The 19,800-nt window shown below is 42.2% G+C and carries 13 protein-coding genes; 9 read left to right on the forward strand and 4 right to left on the reverse strand.

All coding sequences use genetic code 11. The features are described 5' to 3' along the window. The first annotated feature begins 110 nt into the window (after positions 1–110). The 5 genes from B2400_RS09980 to B2400_RS10000 all read left to right on the forward strand — a co-directional run bounded on the left by B2400_RS09980 (position 111) and on the right by B2400_RS10000 (position 6,131). The gene (locus tag B2400_RS09980) at positions 111–653 is read left to right on the forward strand and encodes a TetR/AcrR family transcriptional regulator (protein WP_286651138.1); all 543 of its coding nucleotides are present in this window, start codon (positions 111–113) and stop codon (positions 651–653) included. Between the two features lie 91 nt (positions 654–744). Beyond that, positions 745–2,451 (forward strand): glycoside hydrolase family 3 protein, encoded by a 1,707-nt coding sequence (locus B2400_RS09985; protein ID WP_286651167.1) that lies wholly within the window; start codon positions 745–747, stop codon positions 2,449–2,451. Between the two features lie 406 nt (positions 2,452–2,857). Beyond that, positions 2,858–4,285: an L-serine ammonia-lyase gene (locus B2400_RS09990; RefSeq protein ID WP_149527310.1), complete on the forward strand. Its 1,428-nt coding sequence runs from the start codon at positions 2,858–2,860 to the stop codon at positions 4,283–4,285. A 54-nt stretch (positions 4,286–4,339) separates the two neighbouring features. Next, positions 4,340–5,194 (forward strand): MBL fold metallo-hydrolase, encoded by an 855-nt coding sequence (locus B2400_RS09995; protein WP_293933059.1) that lies wholly within the window; start codon positions 4,340–4,342, stop codon positions 5,192–5,194. Between the two features lie 178 nt (positions 5,195–5,372). Beyond that, complete coding sequence (locus tag B2400_RS10000) at positions 5,373–6,131, forward strand: peroxiredoxin family protein (RefSeq protein WP_293933061.1); 759 nt, start codon at positions 5,373–5,375, stop codon at positions 6,129–6,131. Positions 6,132–6,201: 70 nt separating this feature from the next. Here the strand turns inward: B2400_RS10000 and lipB are convergent, their stop codons facing one another. The 4 genes from lipB to B2400_RS10020 form a co-directional block, all read right to left on the reverse strand. After that, positions 6,202–6,906 carry a lipoyl(octanoyl) transferase LipB gene (gene lipB, locus B2400_RS10005; RefSeq protein ID WP_293933063.1) on the reverse strand — a complete coding sequence of 235 codons (705 nt, stop codon included), beginning with the start codon at positions 6,904–6,906 and terminating at the stop codon, positions 6,202–6,204. A 27-nt stretch (positions 6,907–6,933) separates the two neighbouring features. Further along, complete coding sequence (hflX, locus tag B2400_RS10010; RefSeq protein WP_149527301.1) at positions 6,934–8,124, reverse strand: GTPase HflX; 1,191 nt, start codon at positions 8,122–8,124, stop codon at positions 6,934–6,936. Between the two features lie 87 nt (positions 8,125–8,211). Then, a complete protein-coding gene (gene recG / locus B2400_RS10015) occupies positions 8,212–10,317 on the reverse strand; it encodes an ATP-dependent DNA helicase RecG (RefSeq protein WP_293933065.1) in 2,106 nt (701 codons plus the stop codon). A 542-nt stretch (positions 10,318–10,859) separates the two neighbouring features. Then, positions 10,860–11,246, reverse strand: a complete 387-nt coding sequence (locus tag B2400_RS10020; RefSeq protein WP_149527299.1) for a RidA family protein — start codon at positions 11,244–11,246, stop codon at positions 10,860–10,862. Positions 11,247–11,348: 102 nt separating this feature from the next. Between B2400_RS10020 and nagA the strand changes: the two genes are divergently transcribed. The 4 genes from nagA (at position 11,349) to B2400_RS10040 (ending at position 19,798) form a co-directional block, all read left to right on the forward strand. Beyond that, positions 11,349–12,458 (forward strand): N-acetylglucosamine-6-phosphate deacetylase, encoded by a 1,110-nt coding sequence (gene nagA, locus B2400_RS10025; RefSeq protein WP_293933067.1) that lies wholly within the window; start codon positions 11,349–11,351, stop codon positions 12,456–12,458. A gap of 72 nt (positions 12,459–12,530) precedes the next feature. Next, positions 12,531–14,183 (forward strand): glycoside hydrolase family 10 protein, encoded by a 1,653-nt coding sequence (locus B2400_RS10030; RefSeq protein ID WP_293933069.1) that lies wholly within the window; start codon positions 12,531–12,533, stop codon positions 14,181–14,183. Positions 14,184–14,911: 728 nt separating this feature from the next. Continuing rightward, positions 14,912–16,144, forward strand: coding sequence for an exo-beta-N-acetylmuramidase NamZ family protein (locus B2400_RS10035; RefSeq protein ID WP_293933071.1), 1,233 nt, complete (start codon positions 14,912–14,914; stop codon positions 16,142–16,144). 189 nt (positions 16,145–16,333) lie between these two features. Further along, the gene (locus B2400_RS10040; protein WP_293933072.1) at positions 16,334–19,798 is read left to right on the forward strand and encodes a SusC/RagA family TonB-linked outer membrane protein; all 3,465 of its coding nucleotides are present in this window, start codon (positions 16,334–16,336) and stop codon (positions 19,796–19,798) included. Positions 19,799–19,800 lie beyond the last annotated feature (2 nt).

The following is a 19,800-nucleotide window of genomic DNA, read 5'->3' on the forward strand; positions in this document are numbered from 1 at the left end:
GTTTTGACGCGTCAATATTAGCTGTTTTTGTTGGAAATGCACATGCAATCACAAAAAAGATACATTTGCGCACTCTGCACGAAAAAGGGTATATTTGTCATGAAGTCTAAATGAAAGAGTCAACAATAAGTAGGAAAGAGAGAATTCTGCAGACAGCTATGCAGTTATTTGCAAACAAGGGGTACTTGGATACCTCCACCAAAGAAATTGCAGCAAATGCTGGCGTATCAGAAGCATTGATTTTTAAGCATTTCGGAAATAAAGACGCCCTATTGTCTCATATTGTGAAAGCAGGATATCGGAAGGTATTGATGCATCATAAAGGGATGATGAGTTATAAGTCTGCGAAGGATTTCCTACGAAACATGGTTAAATTGCCGTCTGAATTAGTTGCTGACGACCCACAATTCTGGAAACTACAGGAAAGACTTTCCCACCATTCATTCTCCAAAACGCAACACGAGCTGTTCATAAAGCCGGTGCAACCTATTGTACTTAAAGCGTTCAACGAACTCGGATATGCCAATCCGGAGTTGGAAACCCAGCTTCTTTTACTTATTATCGACATGCTCTGGAAGAAAGAAGCATGCGGTGAGATTGCGAATGCAAACGAGCTGGCATCCCTTATTGAGGAGAAATACCAGTTGAAATAAATGCGTGTTTATGCATGTTTCGATGTGAATGTGCATAAATATTTCATATTCTAGCGGAAAATACCGTATTTCGTAGCAAACTATTTTTATGATGATCAAACGTATATTAAGCTGTGGATTATTGACTTGTCTTTTTACGACAGCAGTTTTTGCTCAGAAAAAGCCTGACTTTATCCCTTTCATCAATCAAAAACATGCATGGGTAGACTCGGTGTTCAACACCTTGACGCCGAAACAAAAGATTGGACAGTTATTTTTAGTCCGTGCTCACACTAATTTGGGCGAGAAATATATTGACTCGGTTGCTAAAGTAATCGAGAAAGAGCAATTAGGTGGATTGGTGGTGTTTCAAGGCGGGCCGGTTCGACATGCTAATATGTTCAACAAATACCAGAAGGCGAGCAAAGTGCCTTTGTTGATTACCTTTGATGGCGAGTGGGGATTAGGGATGCGTATGCCGGATTCGACTATTTCTTATCCATATCAAATGACATTGGGCGCGATCCAAAACAATAGTTTGATTTATGATATGGGTCGTCAGATTGCGAAAGACTTCCTTCGCATTGGAATGCACTTCAATTTTGCGCCTGTCGTTGATATCAACAACAATCCTAAAAACCCGGTAATCAATTTCCGTTCTTTTGGGGATGATAAAAACAATGTGACACAAAAAGCGAAAGCTTATATGGATGGTATGGTTGCTGGTGGTATCTTAGCATCGTTAAAGCATTTCCCTGGTCATGGTGATACCGATGTGGATTCACATTATGATCTTCCGCAATTGAAGTTTGACAAAAAGCGCTTAATGGAGCTTGAAATCTTCCCGTTCAAAGAACTGATCCAAGCGGGTGCTCCATCTGTCATGGTTGCACATATGAATATCCCTGCGTTAGACGCTACACCGAATATCCCATCTTCTATTTCTAAAAAAGTAGTGACAGACCTTTTGCGTAATGAGTTAGGCTTTAAAGGGCTGACCGTTACAGATGCGATGGACATGAAAGGGGTGAAGAAGCACTTTCCGAACGGAGAGGCTGATGTGATGGCGATTGCTGCGGGACACGATCTTTTGGAAGTTTCTGAAAACAGCGCACGCGCAATTGATCTAATTGAAAAGGCAATCAAGAGCGGAAGAATTAGCCAAGCAGACTTAGATGCTCGCGTTAAGAAAGTATTAGCAGCGAAACTTTGGCTAGGGTTAAATAAATATCAAAAGGTCAATACCAATAACCTGATCAATGATTTGAACAATGCCAGTTCAAAAACATTGGTTCAACGCTTAGCGGATGCCGCTGTAACCGTTGTGAAGTCCGACCGTGGATTAAGACGTTTCGATAACAAACGCAAAACCGCAATTGTCTCAATTGGTATTGATAAAGCGCAGGATTTCGAAAAAGGGATGTCTAGCCAATTGACAGACTTTACGCAGATTTATGTAAAGGGGAATGAAAATGAAGGTCAATTAGACAGTTTAATGAAACTTGCTCGCGACCATAAACAAGTGATCCTTGCTATCCACGATAATCGTTCAAGACCTCGTAGTGAATTGGAATTGAGCGACGATGTGAAGATGTTTATTGATAAACTAGCAGGTCGCCGTACTATTTCGGTATTGTTCACCAACCCATACGCGCTGAATTCTGTTGATGTCATGCGCAGTAGCTCGGTCGTATTGACCTACCAAAACGATGGTTTTATGCAAAAAGCCGCTATCAAGTTGTTCACAAAACAATTAAAAGCAACAGGAAAATTACCTGTTACAATCAATAAGGATTTAAAATTTGGCGAAGGGATATAGAATCATTTAAATTAATGTGTTTTAGTATATAAAGCACACCGTACGGTGTGCTTTTTTTTGTGCCTTTTCCAGGGGTTAAGTTCGTAGTAAGTATAAGACATGTACCGCTCAATCCCCTTTCATAGCCCTTTCAAACCCAATGTTTAACCCAATCATACCCAATGCCAATTGGGTATGATTGGGTTGTTAATAGAATTATTTCTGTATTAAATCAGATTAATACCAGAAGAAGATAATTCGGAATCCTTGGAGAAAGGATAGTATTCACATAAACCTTCAAAGGATTGTTGATTTTTTTTGCCATTGCTCCTTGGAATTCCTCGAAATTTTTAAAAACTCATATATTTTTCGCGGGTCTTTATATTGAAAAAAGAAAGGTTATTTTTGCTTTGGATAGATCAATTATATGGCAAAGGAGCAAATTTCAATTTTTGACATGTTTAAAATCGGGATTGGACCATCCAGTTCCCACACCTTAGGACCTTGGCGTGCCGCACAGCGGTTTGTGCAAGTGCTTAAGGATCAGTCTGTATTGCAAGACGTCGAACAGCTTAACATTTTGTTGTACGGCTCATTGGCAAAAACAGGCGTTGGGCACGGTACGGACATCGCGGTGTTACTGGGACTTTCTGGGGATGATCCGGTGACTTTTGATGTGCACGATGTTGTGCCAAAAGTCGACCGTATTAAAGCCAGTAAGAAATTGAATGTGGGCGCCCAACAAGAGATTGATTTTTCTTATGAAGACAATCTATTGTTTCTATTTGATCAGAGCTTACCTTTCCACCCGAATGCCGTTACTTTTCAAGCGTTTTTGAAAGACGGAAAAGCTATCAGTGAAACGTACTACTCGATTGGGGGTGGTTTTGTGGTTCAGGAGAACGATTCCGAAGGGGTCTTATCTGAAGTGGATTTGCCTTTCCCTGTGGATACCGCGCAGGAGCTGATGGTCGCTTGTATGCGTACCGGTTTGAAAATATCGGAGTTGGTATTGGAGAATGAGCTTTCATGGCGTCCGGAGCAGGAAACTAGAGCCGGAGTTTGGAAGATATTCGAAACTATTCGCGATTGTATCTATAAGGGATGTCACACAGATGGAGTGCTGCCGGGCGGTTTGCATGTAGAGCGACGAGCTTCGAAACTCAACAAGCGTATGTTAAAGGGTCGTAGTTATTCGGACTTTGATACTTGGGTTCAGGCGATCCGCGAAGGCGGTCGTGATTTCGGTTATATTTTAGACTGTGTAAGCTGTTTTGCTCTTGCGGTGAATGAGGAGAATGCTTCATTTGGACGCGTTGTTACGGCACCAACGAATGGTGCGGCGGGTGTAATTCCGGCAGTTTTGCAATACTATATCGTGTTCCACGATTGTTATAACGAAGATAAGATCATCCAATTTATTGCTACGGCTTCAGAGATTGGCTCTATATTTAAAAAGGGTGCTACGATATCGGCAGCGATGGGTGGTTGCCAGGCTGAAATCGGTGTGTCATCGGCAATGGCAGCCGGTGCCTTGACGGAATGCTTGGGTGGTTCTCAGCGACAGGCCTTAATGGCGGCGGAGATCGCTATGGAGCATCACTTAGGGCTTACTTGCGATCCGATTGGAGGATTGGTGCAGATTCCATGTATCGAGAGAAATACCATGGGTGCTATCAAGGCGATTACTGCGGCGCAGCTGGCATTGCAATCGAACCCGGATAAAGCGAAGGTGAGTTTGGATGCGGTGGTGAGCACGATGTGGGAAACGGCCCAAGACATGAACGTGAAGTATAAGGAAACGGCCGATGGCGGTTTAGCAATCAAGGTGCCGTTGAGTTTGCCAGAGTGTTAACAATCATTTGATTTTTTTAGGCTTAGGGCTCAAGGATTTTATATCTTTGTAACCATGATTCGGTATTGCGCGCTTGCTTCAGGGAGTAATGGAAATTGTTATTATGTTGCCAAAGACGATACGGCTATCTTAGTCGATGCGGGCATCAATAATAAGCATATACATTTGCGCATGAGCAGTTTAGGCATTATGCCGAGCCATATCAAAGCGCTATTCGTCACCCACGAGCATTCGGATCATATTCAAGGCTTGTCGGTTTTTGCTAAGCGCTATCAAATTCCGGTCTATATTACCGCCGGCACATTAGCGGGTTCTCGTTTAAACCTTCCCGATCATCTTGTTCGAATCATTCTGCCGCAAGAAGTGGTGCAGATTGGTCCTTTGACTATTTATGGTATTCCCAAATACCATGATGCTAAAGAACCTTGTAGCTTTATGATTTCGGATGGCAAGTTGAATATTGCTGTGCTGACGGATTTGGGTCGCGTTTGTGATAATGTGAAAACGGCGATAAAACATGCCGATGTCCTGTTCTTAGAGTCTAATTATGATGAAGAGATGTTGGATAAAGGGCGTTATTCCTATTACCTCAAAAATAGGATCAGAAGTGGTTGGGGGCATATTTCGAATGCCGCCTCTTTGCAAGCTTTTCTCGAAAACAGAAGTTCACGCTTAAAGCATTTAATTCTCGGCCACCTGTCCGGAGAAAATAACAGGATAGAGCTCGTTCAGGAGACGTTTGAACCGCATTGTGGGGATATCAGGTTGTCTATTGCTAATCGATATGAGCATACGGCAATGTTTGAAATCAGTACTGCGGAGGTGCATGTGGAGCGTCTTGTTATTGTGGAGGAGACGGAGGAGATGCAAAGGATCGTGACGAGTGAGAGAATTGAGATTAGGGGGTGAGGTAACAATATAACTTCTTATTACATTATTTCTTAAGCTACCAGTATTCACTTCAACAATATTATTGATAATTACTGTTCCATTTCTAGCTCTTGAATCTTGCTCACCGGGGAAGACTGTTGTTGATTTTTCTTCAAAACCAAAGGTAATCGATGGAGGCGAGCAAACACGAACTTACATGCAATACCTGAAGGACATGGAAGATAGCAAGGCGGTCTTCAGCTCAAGCGCTTATTTAGCGGAAAAAGCAATAGCAGATTCTTTAATGGCCGAGGCGCGTGAAAAACAAATGGAATTACTCACAAAATATGGTACTCCGCAAGAAGGCAGTATCAATACAAAAATTCAGTTCATCAAGAATAATCCCAATAATCAGCTAAGCGTTTTATTCCTAGAGTCTCTAGCGGGGGGTAAGCCTGACGTAGCGATGATTAAGCCATTGTTAGCAGGGTTATCCGCAGATTTAAAAGCAACAAATAAGGCAAAACGCTTAGCAAGTTTATTGAAAGGGATGGAGCTGGTAGTTGGGGCGAAAGCAGTAGATTTTACGCAGCCTGATCTTAACGGTAAGCCCGTTAGTTTAGCGGACTTTAAAGGGAAATATCTATTGGTTGATTTCTGGGCTTCATGGTGCGTGCCTTGCCGTCAGGAGAACCCCAATCTCGTTGCAGCTTACAATAAGTATAAATCGAGAAACCTAGAAATATTAGGTGTGTCGCTTGACAATAAAAAGGAAAGTTGGGAGAAAGCAATAATTGCAGATAAATTGACTTGGATACACGTTTCAGATTTGAAAGGATGGTTGAATGCTGCAGCTGAAATATACTCTATACGTTCAGTGCCTTCAAACATATTGATCGATCCTAACGGTATGATTATCGCTAAGGATCTGCGAGGCGAAGCCCTTGACGCTGCTTTATCGAAATTGATAAAATAGAAGACCTCTGAGGCAATAAAATAGCAAAACAAAAATCCCCAAGCAATCTGCTTGGGGATTCTTTATTTTATCATCCTTTCCCTATCTCCATCTCAAAAAGCCTTCCCAGATTCCCTTTCAGCTTCCCTTTCACCTCCTCCATATCCAGCTTTCTGCCCAGCTCGCGTTCCATCGAGGTTACATCCTTATCATCAATTCCGCAGGGAACGATATTTCCAAAATAATTTAAATCGGCATTCACATTAAACGCAAATCCGTGCATCGTCACCCATCTAGACGCTCTCACACCCATGGCACAAATTTTTCTCGCCTTCTCATTATCCGGATCTAGCCAAACCCCGGTATATCCAGGGTATCTTCCTGCTTCGATACCATATTCCGCAAGCGTCATGATGATCGCCTCTTCCAAAGTCCTTAAATACAAATGTATATCCGTAAAGAAGTTATCCAGATCCAGGATCGGATATCCCACAATTTGACCCGGCCCGTGATAGGTAATATCGCCACCTCTATTGATCTTATAGAAAGTTGCGTTTTTCTCTTTAAGCCCTTCTTCATCCAGCAATAGGTACTCCATGTGCCCACTTTTCCCCAATGTATACACATGGGGGTGCTCGGTGAAGATGAGGTAATTCGGAGTCTCCAATGTCGTATTGTTGACTCTGTTATCGTGTTTTATTGCTAGTGTCTTGGCGAAGATCTCCTCCTGTCTGTCCCACGCTTCCTGATAATCTACCAAGCCCCAGTCAATAAACTGCACTTTTTTATTCTGCATGCTATTCTCTTCGAACTCCTGATTCGATTAATATAATAGATTGTTATACGGATATCGTGCGTTATGCATCTTAACGATTATCTCATATAACTTCTCTTTAAATTCTTCTACGTTAATCTTATCGGTTGCCGAGATAAATATCGCCGGATCCGAATTTTTTGCCATCCATGAATTTCTGAAATCATCTAACGTCACTTTGATCTCTTCACCCTCTTCATCAACTTCCACCGGCGGCTTGTATGCGTCGATTTTGTTAAATACCGTAATAATCGGTTTATCCACAGCGCCGATATCCTTTAAGGTCTCGTTTACCGCGTGGATATGATCTTCAAAATAAGGGTGTGATATATCCACCACATGGATCAATACATCCGCTTCGCGAACCTCGTCCAAAGTCGATTTAAAACACTCCACTAAATGGTGAGGCAACTTACGGATGAAACCAACTGTATCTGAAAGCAAGAACGGCAAATTGTCGATCACCACCTTTCTCACCGTCGTATCCAAAGTCGCAAACAACTTATTCTCGATCAACACGTCCGACTTCGAGATCATATTCATGATCGTCGACTTACCGACGTTGGTATAACCGACCAAAGCCACACGGATCATCTCGCCACGGTTCTTGCGCTGCGTTTCGTTTTGCTTATCGATATTGCGCAAGCGCTCCTTTAATAGGGATATCTTATTCAAGATCATCCGTCTATCACTCTCAATCTGACTCTCACCTGGACCACGCATACCAATACCACCACGCTGACGCTCCAAGTGAGTCCACATACGGGTCAATCGTGGTAATAAATATTGCAACTGCGCCAGCTCTACCTGCGTCTTCGCCTGCGCTGTTTTTGCATGCTTCGCGAAGATGTCTAAAATCAAGTTAGAGCGATCCAGTACTTTGATCTCAAAGTATTTTTCAATGTTTCTTAGTTGTGAAGGCGATAGCTCATCATCAAAAACAACCATATCGATTTCTTCTGCTTTGATAAACTCTTTAATCTCTTCCAACTTTCCGCTGCCAACGAACGTTGCGCGGTCCGGGTAGTGAAGCTTCTGCGTAAATATGCCTTTGGTGATCCCGCCGGCAGTTGTTACTAAAAACTCCAATTCCTCTAAGTATTCCTTTGCAGTTTGATCTGAAACATCCGGAGTGATCACACTGACCAATACCGCCGTTTCAGGCTTTACTGCTGTATCATATATTTTTATTCTCGCCATGTATTATAATTAATGTTTATTGCATAGGAGTGTTTCCACGCATTCCCTTGTTACTAAGTATAGAACAAGGATACAAAGGTAAGGTTTTTAAGATATTTTGTCCCAAGAAATCGCCGAGCCTCTTTGGTTTAAGATCTGTACCAAAGGATGGTTCTTCTCGGCAGCGAGGTTAGGGTCTTCTTTGAAGATGTGTATCACCGAATTTCTAGCCTCTGAAAGGATAGCCTGGTCTTTCGCTAAATCAGCGATCTTCATTTCCAATACGCCAGACTGCTGGGTTCCGGAGATGTCGCCTGGCCCGCGGAGCTGCAAATCGACCTCCGCAATCTCAAAGCCATCGTTCGTACGCACCATCGTTTCCAATCGTGTTCTCCCTTCTTTGCTCAACTTATTGCTCGACATCAGGATACAGTACGATTGTTCCGCACCACGACCTACGCGACCACGCAACTGGTGCAATTGCGAAAGCCCGAACCGCTCGGAATTTTCAATGACCATTACCGACGCATTCGGCACATTGACACCGACCTCGATTACCGTCGTCGCGACCATAATCTGCGTCTGATGCTTTACAAAGCGCTGCATCTCAAAGTCCTTGTCCTTCACGCTCATCTTTCCATGAACAATGCTGATCTGGTATTGAGGCATCGGAAACTCCCGCAGTAAGCCCTCCAATCCAGCCTCCAAATACAGCAGATCCATCTTCTCCGACTCCTTGATCAATGGGTAAACAATATAGATCTGTCGTCCTTTGGCTATCTCTTCGCGCATGAATCCAAATACGCGCAGTCTTTTATTTTCAAAGAAGTGTACTGTCTTAATCGGCTTTCTGCCTGCTGGCAACTCATCAATAACCGAAATATCCAAGTCCCCATACATCGTCATGGCCAAAGTGCGCGGTATAGGCGTCGCTGTCATCACCAGCATATGCGGAGGGATAGTATTTTTGCGCCATAGCTTGGCGCGCTGTTCTACACCGAAGCGATGCTGTTCATCGATAACCACAAAACCTATATTCTTAAACTTGACCTTATCCTCGATTAGTGCATGCGTACCGATCAGAATATCCAACGTGCCATCCTCCAGCTCTTGGTGTATGACTCTCCGGGCCTTGGTCGGAGTCGAGCCGGTAAGCAATTTGATATTACAGATATTATCGCCCAGAAGTTCTTTAAGCCCATTATAATGCTGTGTAGCCAATATTTCTGTCGGTGCCATCATACAGGCCTGGAAGCCATTGTCTATAGCCAACAGCATGCTCATCAACGCAACTACCGTCTTTCCGGAACCCACATCCCCCTGCACCAATCTATTCATCTGTGCGCCTGTATTCGTATCAACACGTATCTCCTTGATCACACGCTTTTGCGCATTGGTTAACGGGAAAGGAAGTCGCTCGTTAAAGAAGCTGTTGAATTTCTCGCCAACCGCTGTGAAACGATGCCCCCGGTATTTCTGCGTATTCAATTGTTTGTTTCGAAGCAAGCGCAGTTGAATGACGAAAAGCTCTTCAAACTTTAACCGCCGGATGGCAGCAGCCATCAACTGTTCATTCTGTGGGAAATGAATGGATAGTAGGGCCTGCGCATAGGGCATCAATTGATGCTGTTCTATAATGTATGCCGGCAAAGGATCGACTAGGGTTCTGAAAACAGTAGCTAAAGCGGTTTCTTGCAATTTCTGTATCCCTTTGCTATCCAAGTTGAATTTCTTTAGTTTTTCGGTCGAAGAATAAACGGGCTGCATGCTCATATTACCGATGCGCTTCTCTTTCTGCTGATACAGCTCCATCTCCGGATGGGTAACCGACAGCACGCCATTGAACTCTGTGGGTTTACCATACATAACATAAGGCGCCCCAACGCTCAGACTTTTCTTCAACCAGGAAAGACTCTGAAACCAAACCAGCTCCATTACGCCTGTATCATCTCTAAACTGAGCAACAAGGCGCTTCCCTTTTTTTTCGCCAACCTCCTGCAAAGAAACCAAGCGCCCCAACACCTGTGCACCAACCATATCAGGATGCAATTCACGGATTTTATGAAATTTAGTCTTGTCGATATAGCGAAAAGGGTAGCATTCAAGCAGATCGCCAATAGTAAATATCTGCAACTCTTTCTTTAGCACATCAGCCTTCTGCGGACCAACGCCTTTCAAATATTCAATAGGGGTGATTAACGATAATTCTGCCATCTTGGAATCCCACTAAATTAGTGAAAAACCTTTATCTCAAGAAAACTTTCCTATTTCCGGTGAAGTAGATATTAGACATAAGATTTCAGACATTAGACGTTTCGATTGATTGATTTTGTTTTGAACCTTTTTTTAGAAAGGGAAATTTGTCTTGAACCAGGAAAGGAAGGATGTAAAGATGTGCAGGATCCTGATCATCCTTGCATCCTTCCTTTCCTAGTTCAGAAACACCTCTTTTTTCTTTCAACAGGATCCTGCCAATCCTAAAATCCTTCCTTTCTTGGTTCAAAACAAAATCTATCTAATGTCTAACATCTCATATCTAAAAAGCAAAAAAGCTAAACATTGTTCAGGTTGTCTAGCTTTTTTTAGGTTGTGTTTCAACAATTATGCTGCGCTGTAGGGCTACATGCAGACTTTTATAGTATAAAAAAAGTGTCCAAAATTTGAATAGTAAGCGTTGTGTTTGCTTAATACAAACATCCAGCTTTTTATTGTTCTAAAAAGTGACACCCATTATAAAATAAAGGGATTGTTTGCACTTATGCCTTCCACGCGATTACGGAAATCTCCACATTCACTTCTTTAGGGAGGGTTTTCACAGCGACGCATTCTCTAGCGGGTTGATTTTCTTTGAAGTATTCTGCATACACTTCGTTTACTGTAGCAAAGTAGTCCATGCTGCTCAAGAATATGCTGGTCTTTACCACATCATTAAAATCATAACCTGCATTTTTTAAGATAGCACCAACGTTCTTCAAAACCTGATGTGCCTCATCAGCAACGCCTGTGCTGATCAATTCCATCGTTTCCGGAATCAAAGGAATTTGACCTGAAACATATAAAGTCTTGTCTGCTTTAATCGCTTGATTGTATGGACCGATAGCTGCAGGGGCTTTGTCGGTATTTAAGATTTCTTTTTGTGACATAATCGTATCGATTTATTCTTTTCTGTTATATACTAACAAGGACTAAGATACAATTAGACGGTCGATTTTTTAGAAAAAAATGAAAACTGCCTATATTGCAGGATGAATCAAAACCTAGCCCTATGTAATGGCCGTATCTTTACGGAATATCAGGTCTTAGATAACCACGCCGTACTCATCAGTAGAGATCGGATCCTAGCAATTGTACCGTCTGACGAAATTCCCAATGAATTTGAAATAGTCGACGTCCAAGGGGGCAACATTTGTCCCGGTCTTATCGACCTACAGATTTATGGTACAGGCAATGACCTGTTTTCTGCCGAACTGACCGTAGAGTCGCTTTCGAAAATAGATCAGAACTTACTGAAACAGGGCTGTACATCCTATATGCCAACACTAGCGACTAACACATTAGCAGTATTTAAAACCGCCATCGATGTGTTTCGCCAAGCGCAATCCAAAGTAGCCTTAGGCTTGCATTTGGAAGGGCCCTTTTTAAATCCTGCTAAACGTGGAGCGCATCCGGAAGAACTGATTATCAAAGCAACAAAACCTATATTAGAAGATTTATTACAGGGTCAAGATGTGGTCAAAGTTATGACCATTGCGGCGGAATTAATGGATCAGGAATGCATAGATTACCTTCAGGAGCAAGGAGTCCGCTTAACACTTGGACATAGCACCGCTACCTATCCACAAGCGACCTCTGCCTTTAATAAAGGTATTGGAATGGTGACCCATTTGTGGAATGCCATGTCGCCGTTTCATCATCGCGAAGTAGGAATTCCTGGTGCCGCATTCTCGCATGCTTCCGTAGCGGCTTCCATCATCGTCGATGGCATACATGTGGATTATGAAGCCGTTCGGCTCAGCAAAGAATTGATGGGGGAGCGTCTATTTTTAATTACTGACGCCGTAGCGGCATGCAATAAAGGAGTCTATCAACATGTGCTAAACGGCGATCATTACGTCATGCCGGACGGAACACTTTCAGGTTCCGCATTGTCTTTATTACAGGCGGTAAAGAACTGTGTGCAGCATGTCGGCATCGACCTTTCGGAAGCTCTCCGCATGGCAACACTTTATCCGGCGCGCCAAATTGCGCGTGACGATATCGGGAATTTGAGAACCCACAGTTTGGCGAATATCCTTGTTTTTGATTCGGAATATCGCGTGCAACAAGTTGTTTTTGAGGGGAAAAGAATTATTTAACATATAACTTATAAGTTACAATTTGATATAAACGTGCAAAAAGATGTAGTTTTGTAAGTTAAGAAAGTGTATATGATGAGAAGATTTATTAGTCTTTGCGCATTATCTGCGGTATTGTTTACGGGAGTTTCCTGCGGTTCGAAGAACAAGCAGAGCAAAGCCGCTAAACAGAATACAACGGAAATAGCAAAGGAATCACAGGTAGCCAATCAGCAGCCTGAAACCAAAGATGCGGATAAGCCTACAGAAACAAAACCTGTGCATCAAGCGGCGAAAGTAGAGAAGAAAGAAAAGGTGAAACCAGCCTTTACAGCAAAATTGCCACAGGTTCCACGTGAATTCCGTGCCGCTTGGATCGCAACGGTAGCTAATATCAATTGGCCAAGTAAAAACAACCTGTCAACAGATCAACAAAAAGCAGAGGCAATCCGTCTATTGGATATGCTGAAGGAAAATAACTTCAATGCAGTTATCTTTCAGGTTCGCCCTTCCGCAGATGCACTATATAATTCACCGTATGAACCCTGGTCGTACTTTTTGACCGGACAAATCGGTAAAGCGCCTTCACCATACTACGATCCTTTGGAATTTTGGGTTGAAGAAGCACATAAAAGAGGATTGGAACTACATGTTTGGCTAAATCCTTATCGTGCTCACCATTCAAACGGTGGTTCAGTAACCAGCGAGTCCATGGTAAGGAAAGCGGCAGATCATGTGGTGCGCCTTAGAAACGGTATGTACTGGTTTGATCCATCCAGCCAAAAAACGCAAGACCATGCTGCTGCGGTTGTACATGATATCGTAAAACGCTATGATATCGACGGTGTACACTTTGATGATTATTTCTATCCATATGCAACTTATAACGGAGGCGCTGACTTCCCGGATGACGCAACATGGAATGCTTATAGAAAATCGGGAGGTAAATTAAGCCGTCCTGATTTCCGAAGAGATAACGTAAACAAGTTTATTAAACGCGTCTATACCGAAATCAAAGCTGAAAAACCGCATGTGAAGTTCGGTCTGAGTCCGTTTGGAATTTGGAAACCCGGCTACCCGGCAGGTGTGACAGGTTCTTCACAATACGACGAGCTCTATGCCGATGCGAAACTATGGTTAAATGAGGGCTGGATCGATTATTTTACGCCTCAGCTTTATTGGCCGATTGACCCTCCAAGACAAAGTTTTACAAGCCTTTTGAAATGGTGGCAGTCTGAAAACACCCATAACAGACACTTATGGCCAGGGTTAAATACAGTAGAAGTAAGAGCGCCAAACCGCGTAGAAGAGATCAAAAGACAAATTGAAGTAACGCGTCAAGTAGTTCCTAACTCGGTTGGAGCGGTGCACTGGAGCATTGCAGGATTGACAAAAAATCCTTCCATGCTTAAAGCATTGCATGAAGGTCCTTATAGCCAACGCGCTTTAGTACCCGCATCGCCATGGTTGTCTGCAAACCCTATTTTAAAGCCTACTTTGATGTTGACTAAACAGCCAAGCAGCGTTTTTGCAAAATGGTTACACAAGCAGCCTGAGCAAGTATTTAAGTGGGTGGCGTATGCACGTTATGGTAACACTTGGAGCGTAGAAATATTAGATGCGCCGCAAACAGAAATTAGTTTCCCGAAAACTAAGGATGGACAAAAGTTGAATGCCATTGCCGTGAAACCAATCGACCGACTTGGAAATGAAGGCGACTATATCGGCGAGAATATCGAAGATTAAACAATCAAAAATAAACAAAAAGGCTGTTCTCATTTTGAGGGCAGCCTTTTTTATTGACCTGTATGTTTCAATGGTCATCAAGAAACTTACGTCCCTGTCGCTATTTTAATGGACCTAGGTAAAGTTAAAGTTTAATCAAACCCATTACTAACCCCTATCAATCCCAATCCGAAAGGGTTTTGATAGGGGTTTGTATTGGGTTAGCATTGGGTTTGAAAGGGGAGTAGCCTAACTTAGGCCCCTGCTTAGGACGACAGCCCTTAAAACCAAATATTGATATCGCTTAAGCGTTTTCAGCAAAATTCAACAATATACATATCGACAATACTGACTGATTTAGGGATATATCTCATCAGAATTAGAGTAAGAAACTGTGTAGAAATTGGGTAGTTTGTTGCTTCAGACAAAGAATGTTTTGAACTTTTCGGAACTCAGAAGTTACGCAGGGTCTATTTGTCACCTTATTGTTACTTAAATGTGTTAAAAGTACACTATCTACAACAGTACAAATACGGGGTAAGAGCGCTAATTCTTTCGGAAACTGATGTTTTTGCAGGATTCATCAAAAATATTGCAAAACACGCATATTCGTTTTTGTGCGTGTTTTCTCTTTCTTTTTGCCTAAAGTTGTATGATTTACGCTATCGATTGCTTTTATATGCGGTATTTGTTTTAATTTTACGAGGTAAAGCACAGAATACCTGTTTATTTGCGCCAAATCGATATTTATGAAACTATTTTTGCTGCATACTGCATTATTCGGAGTTCTATTAACAAATAGCTGTGGAACCACGTCAAAATCAGTGGTGAAACAAGAAGCTGCACAAGAGGAACCGCAAAACAACGCAAACATTATTGTTCCGGGAGCCGATCAGCTTCAAGCTTATTTACCCTTGCTTAAAGGCAAGAAGGTAGGGATTATGGGAAATCAAACCTCCGTTGTTGGTGAGCAAAAAGAACATTTGTTGGACGTTTTATTGCGTGAAAAAGTTGATTTGAAATTCGGGTTTGCGCCAGAGCATGGTTTCCGTGGCGATATTGAACGTGGTGAAAAAGTAGACAACGCCGTTGATTCAAAAACAGGTCTACCTTTATATACCCTTTATGGAGGTAATGAAAAGCAGGATTCTATCGTACAGTCAATCGACGTGATGATCTTCGATTTACAGGACGTAGGCGCTCGTTTCTATACCTACATCACCTCTTTACATCGCGTGATGGAATTATGCGCAAAGCATAACAAGGAGCTGATCGTTCTGGATCGTCCGAACCCATGTGGCGACCAGGTTGACGGACCTGTTCGTAAAGACGATAAGTTTAAATCCAATGTCTCTTATCATAAGATTGCAATGGTTCATGGCCTGACCGTTGGTGAACTTGCTAAGATGATCAACGGAGAGAAGTGGTTAGAAGGTGGAAAACAATGCAAGGTAACTGTAATTCCTGTAGAGAATTGGAATCATGGAAAAATGTACGAGCTTCCTGTTATTCCTTCGCCAAGTTTACCGAACCACCTTTCCGTACGCCTATATTCTTCTTTATGCTTGTTCGAAGGTACAGAGATCTCCGTAGGTCGCGGTACAGATTGGCCTTTCCAGGTTGTAGGTTATAACAATCCTGTTTATGGTGATTTCACATACACCCCAGGTGAAAAAGCTGGTATGGTGAAACATGTGGAAGGTAAAGGCGAGAAATTGTATGGACTAGATCTTCGTAACCTGAATGCAGACGATCAGAAGTTCACATTAAAGTATATTCTACATTTTTATAATAAGATGCCAGACAAGTCTAAGTTCTTCAGCAGAGCTGAATTCTTTGACAAACTCGCTGGTACCGATCAATTACGTAAAGATATTATTGCTGGAAAAACCGAAGATGAAATTCGCAAGAGTTGGGAGCCGGAATTGAAAGAATATAAAGAAATGCGTAAAAAATATTTAATCTATCCTGATTTTAATTGAAAAACATATAAAAGGCTCAAATAACATTTGGGCCTCTTTGCTTTTCTTTTTGCATAAACACTCATAAAAACGCATAAAGAATTATGAAATCAGGTAATTATCTGTAAATTAGTGACGGTTTATTCATTATCTACAAATGAAAACGCCGAATTATGATAAAACAAACTTTTTAATTTTAATCGATAAGCAATGCGAAGACTTCTACTCTTTTCTCTCGCTCTAGGCTTAACTATGCCGTCCTACGCTTCATTTGCTGAGGCCTCGACTGCAAGTAGCCTTAGAAAAAATGCAAGCTGGACGAATGCTTCCTCAGTTCTTCAAAATACGGTGCAAGGAACCGTATCTGGCGCTGATGGACCAATCGCTGGTGCAACAGTAACAGTTATCGGTACATCAACGACAACTGCTACAGATGGCAACGGTAAATTTACGATCACAGCACCGGTAGGCTCTAAACTGAGAATCTCTTTTGTGGGTTATGACTCCAAGGAGGTAACAGTTGCCGGAAATACGGTAAACGTGACTTTGGAAGGCGCAGCTGATGTGTTGGATGAAGTTGTGGTAGTAGGTTATGGTACCCAAAGAAAGGAACACTTAACAGGTGCCGTTTCTTCCATCAATGTGGAAGAAGTGATGGGTAGCCGCCCAATTCCTGACGCAGGTCGTGGTATGCAAGGTACTATCCCGGGACTTTCTGTTGTTATTCCTTCTGGTGAAGTTGGTTCCGATCCGGTAATGAAGATTCGTGGACAGGTTGCTTCCATCAGAGGAAATGCTAATCCATTGATCTTAGTGGACAACGTAGAGATTCCAAGTATCAATATGGTAAACCCTAATGATATCGAATCCATCTCTGTATTAAAAGATGCGGCGTCATCATCAATTTATGGTGCTAAGGCAGCGTTTGGTGTGATCTTGATTACGACGAAAAAAGGCGCAAAAGGCGATTCGCACAATGTGACTTATTCGAATAACCTTTCTTTGCAATCTCCAATGAAACCTATTGAGATTGCAGGTATCGATGGTTTAGAATATACCTTAGAGGCGCATGAAAATATGCAAGCTGCCGGTCCTGCTGGTGGTTTCTGGCGTGTTAACCGTGAAAGCTTTGAAAAGATTAAAGAATGGCAACAAAAATGGGGCGGAATCGTGAATGATCATGACCCTGTTCTTTATGGCCGTGACTGGTATTTCGAAGGTGGTGAGAAATATGGCTTGCGCTTATATGATCCGGCAAGTGTGATGATTAAGGACAATGCATTTTCGCATTTACATAATCTAGGCTTGAACGGAAAAAGTGGAAATACCACTTATAACATGAGTGTTGGGTATCTAGGTCAACAAGGGATGATGAAACCTGCAAAGGACGACGATTTCACTAGATATAACGCAACAGCAAATATCTCTACGAAGGTAAATGATATCCTTACGCTTCGTGGTGGTGCGATGTATTCTGATGGAACCAAACGTTATCCAAACTCAGCAACAGGTTTTGGTGCTGACCCTTGGTTGTATCTATACCGTTGGTCAAGATTATTCCCTATTGGTGCACAAGAGCATGATACCGATGTTCGTGATCCGTATTTCGACACTAAAAATGCACACACTGCGGAAAAAATCAATCGCTACTTAAATTTAAACTTTGGTACAACCATCGATATTATGGACGGTTGGGATCTAAAGATGGACTATGCCTACAGCACGCAGAATAATGGAGATAGAACTTCTATGCCAACATTCAGAGGAGCTTGGCACTGGTATGCGCCTGTTGCATGGAACGATGCAGACGGTAATCAAGTTTATGTAGATGAGAATGGTATTCCTACAGACAATGGTGGAATGCTAGCATACCGTTTCCCAGTAGAAACATATATTACGAAAGAGCAATCGAATATCTATCGTCGCTCGTATTTCTCTAAAAAACATACCTTCAACGCATTTACAACCTATAACAAGGTTATTGCGGATAAGCATGAAGTTAAATTCATGTTAGGAACCAATATGGTTGCTAACAAATGGGAAGACTCTTGGGCGAGACGCACAAATTTGATCAATGAAGAAAACCCACAATTCCCGTTTGCTACCGGAATTCAAGAAAGTGGAGGTGATACGGATTGGGATTCTCAAGTTGGTTTCTTCGGACGTGCCAACTACACTTTTGCCAATAAGTACTTATTAGAGGCTAACCTTCGTTACGATGGTACGTCGAAATTCCCTACGCACCTGCAATGGAAATGGTATCCTTCCTTCTCAGCAGGATGGATCCTGTCCAACGAGCGTTTTATGGAAAGCCTAAACCCTGTATTAAGTTTTGCGAAATTACGCGGTTCATGGGGTAGTATCGGTGACCAATCGGTTAATAACGATTTGTATGTACCGACAATGCCGGTTTCCCAGAATAACTGGCTCAATGGCGAGGCTTTAAAGTATTATTATTTAAGTACGCCGAGATCAGTAAGAAGAAGTTTATCATGGCAAAATATTGAGCACTCAAATATTGGTGCTGACTTACGTTTCTTCAATAAGTTGGGTTTAACTTTTGAATGGTTCCAACGCTCAACGAAAGATATGATTGTTGCGGGAGAAGTTCCTCCAGCAACGTTTGGCCAAGCCACTTCTCCTGAAGGGAACTTTGGTAACCTAAGAACTAGAGGATGGGAAATTGCATTAGACTATTCACACAGATTTGATAACGGTCTAAGACTTTCTGCGAATGCGAATTTAGCGGATGCGATTACAATTGTTACTAAAGGCGCAGACTGGGCAACAACTTGGGAAAATCGTTTATTAAATAATAATAGCTTCTCTACTGGAAGACGTTATGGTGATATCTATGGTTATGTAACGGATCGTTTATACCAAAAAGAAGACTTCTTGTACGACGCTGATGGTAATCATCAGAAAGTTACTATCGTACATGAAGGCGTATCGAAAGTAACCAATCAATTGGCTGGAGATAATCCGGTTTACCAAACCTTCTTTGAGGATGGTAATGGTATTATGATCATGAGCCCTGGTGATGTGAAATTTGTTGACGTAAATGGTGATGGATATATCACAAACGGTGATAATACGAATGGTAATCCTGGTGACCGCGTCGTAATCGGTAACTCAACGCCTCGTTACGAATATGGTTTCCGTTTAGGAGCAGACTGGAAAGGATTCGATTTATCGGTGTTCCTACAAGGTGTTGGAAAACGTGAGATCTGGGGTTCTGGTCAATTAGCTATTCCTGGCTATCATGTTAAGGATGGAGCGATGCCACAAGCAATTGCGGAAGATTTCTGGAAAGCAGATCGTACTGATGCGTTCTATCCTCGCGCTTGGAACTTGGGTGGAGCAGACGAAGGCTATGTAATGCGCCCTCAAACTCGTTACCTATTGGATATGTCATACTTCAAGATCAAGAATATCACATTTGGTTATGCGGTATCAGAAAATGTGTTGAATAGAATTCACTTAAAAAATGCACGTATCTACGTGTCTTTAGAGAACTTCTTCACCTTTGATAACCTACGTGGTTTACCTATTGATCCAGAAACGATTTCTGGAAATAGCATGCTACGTACAGATGGTAACTATAACTTGGGAAGAACGGGTGCTGGTACACCTTCATTCAAGTCTGCTTCTTTAGGTATTCAGATTGGTTTATAAAC

The sequence above is a fragment of the Sphingobacterium sp. UBA6645 genome (assembly GCF_002455685.1).
Taxonomy (GTDB): Bacteria; Bacteroidota; Bacteroidia; order Sphingobacteriales; family Sphingobacteriaceae; genus Sphingobacterium; species Sphingobacterium hotanense.

What these genes read in the sequence shown, in the direction of transcription:
- B2400_RS09980 (WP_286651138.1), top strand. Translation starts at nt 111, where the DNA reads ATGAAAGAGTCAACAATAAGTAGGAAAGAGAGAATTCTGCAGACAGCT.
- B2400_RS10020 (WP_149527299.1), bottom strand. Translation starts at nt 11,246, where the DNA reads ATGTCACAAAAAGAAATCTTAAATACCGACAAAGCCCCTGCAGCTATC.
- lipB (WP_293933063.1), bottom strand. Translation starts at nt 6,906, where the DNA reads ATGCAGAATAAAAAAGTGCAGTTTATTGACTGGGGCTTGGTAGATTAT.
- nagA (WP_293933067.1), top strand. Translation starts at nt 11,349, where the DNA reads ATGAATCAAAACCTAGCCCTATGTAATGGCCGTATCTTTACGGAATAT.
- recG (WP_293933065.1), bottom strand. Translation starts at nt 10,317, where the DNA reads ATGGCAGAATTATCGTTAATCACCCCTATTGAATATTTGAAAGGCGTT.
- B2400_RS10030 (WP_293933069.1), top strand. Translation starts at nt 12,531, where the DNA reads ATGATGAGAAGATTTATTAGTCTTTGCGCATTATCTGCGGTATTGTTT.
- B2400_RS10040 (WP_293933072.1), top strand. Translation starts at nt 16,334, where the DNA reads ATGCGAAGACTTCTACTCTTTTCTCTCGCTCTAGGCTTAACTATGCCG.
- B2400_RS10035 (WP_293933071.1), top strand. Translation starts at nt 14,912, where the DNA reads ATGAAACTATTTTTGCTGCATACTGCATTATTCGGAGTTCTATTAACA.
- B2400_RS10000 (WP_293933061.1), top strand. Translation starts at nt 5,373, where the DNA reads ATGCAATACCTGAAGGACATGGAAGATAGCAAGGCGGTCTTCAGCTCA.
- hflX (WP_149527301.1), bottom strand. Translation starts at nt 8,124, where the DNA reads ATGGCGAGAATAAAAATATATGATACAGCAGTAAAGCCTGAAACGGCG.
- B2400_RS09990 (WP_149527310.1), top strand. Translation starts at nt 2,858, where the DNA reads ATGGCAAAGGAGCAAATTTCAATTTTTGACATGTTTAAAATCGGGATT.
- B2400_RS09985 (WP_286651167.1), top strand. Translation starts at nt 745, where the DNA reads ATGATCAAACGTATATTAAGCTGTGGATTATTGACTTGTCTTTTTACG.
- B2400_RS09995 (WP_293933059.1), top strand. Translation starts at nt 4,340, where the DNA reads ATGATTCGGTATTGCGCGCTTGCTTCAGGGAGTAATGGAAATTGTTAT.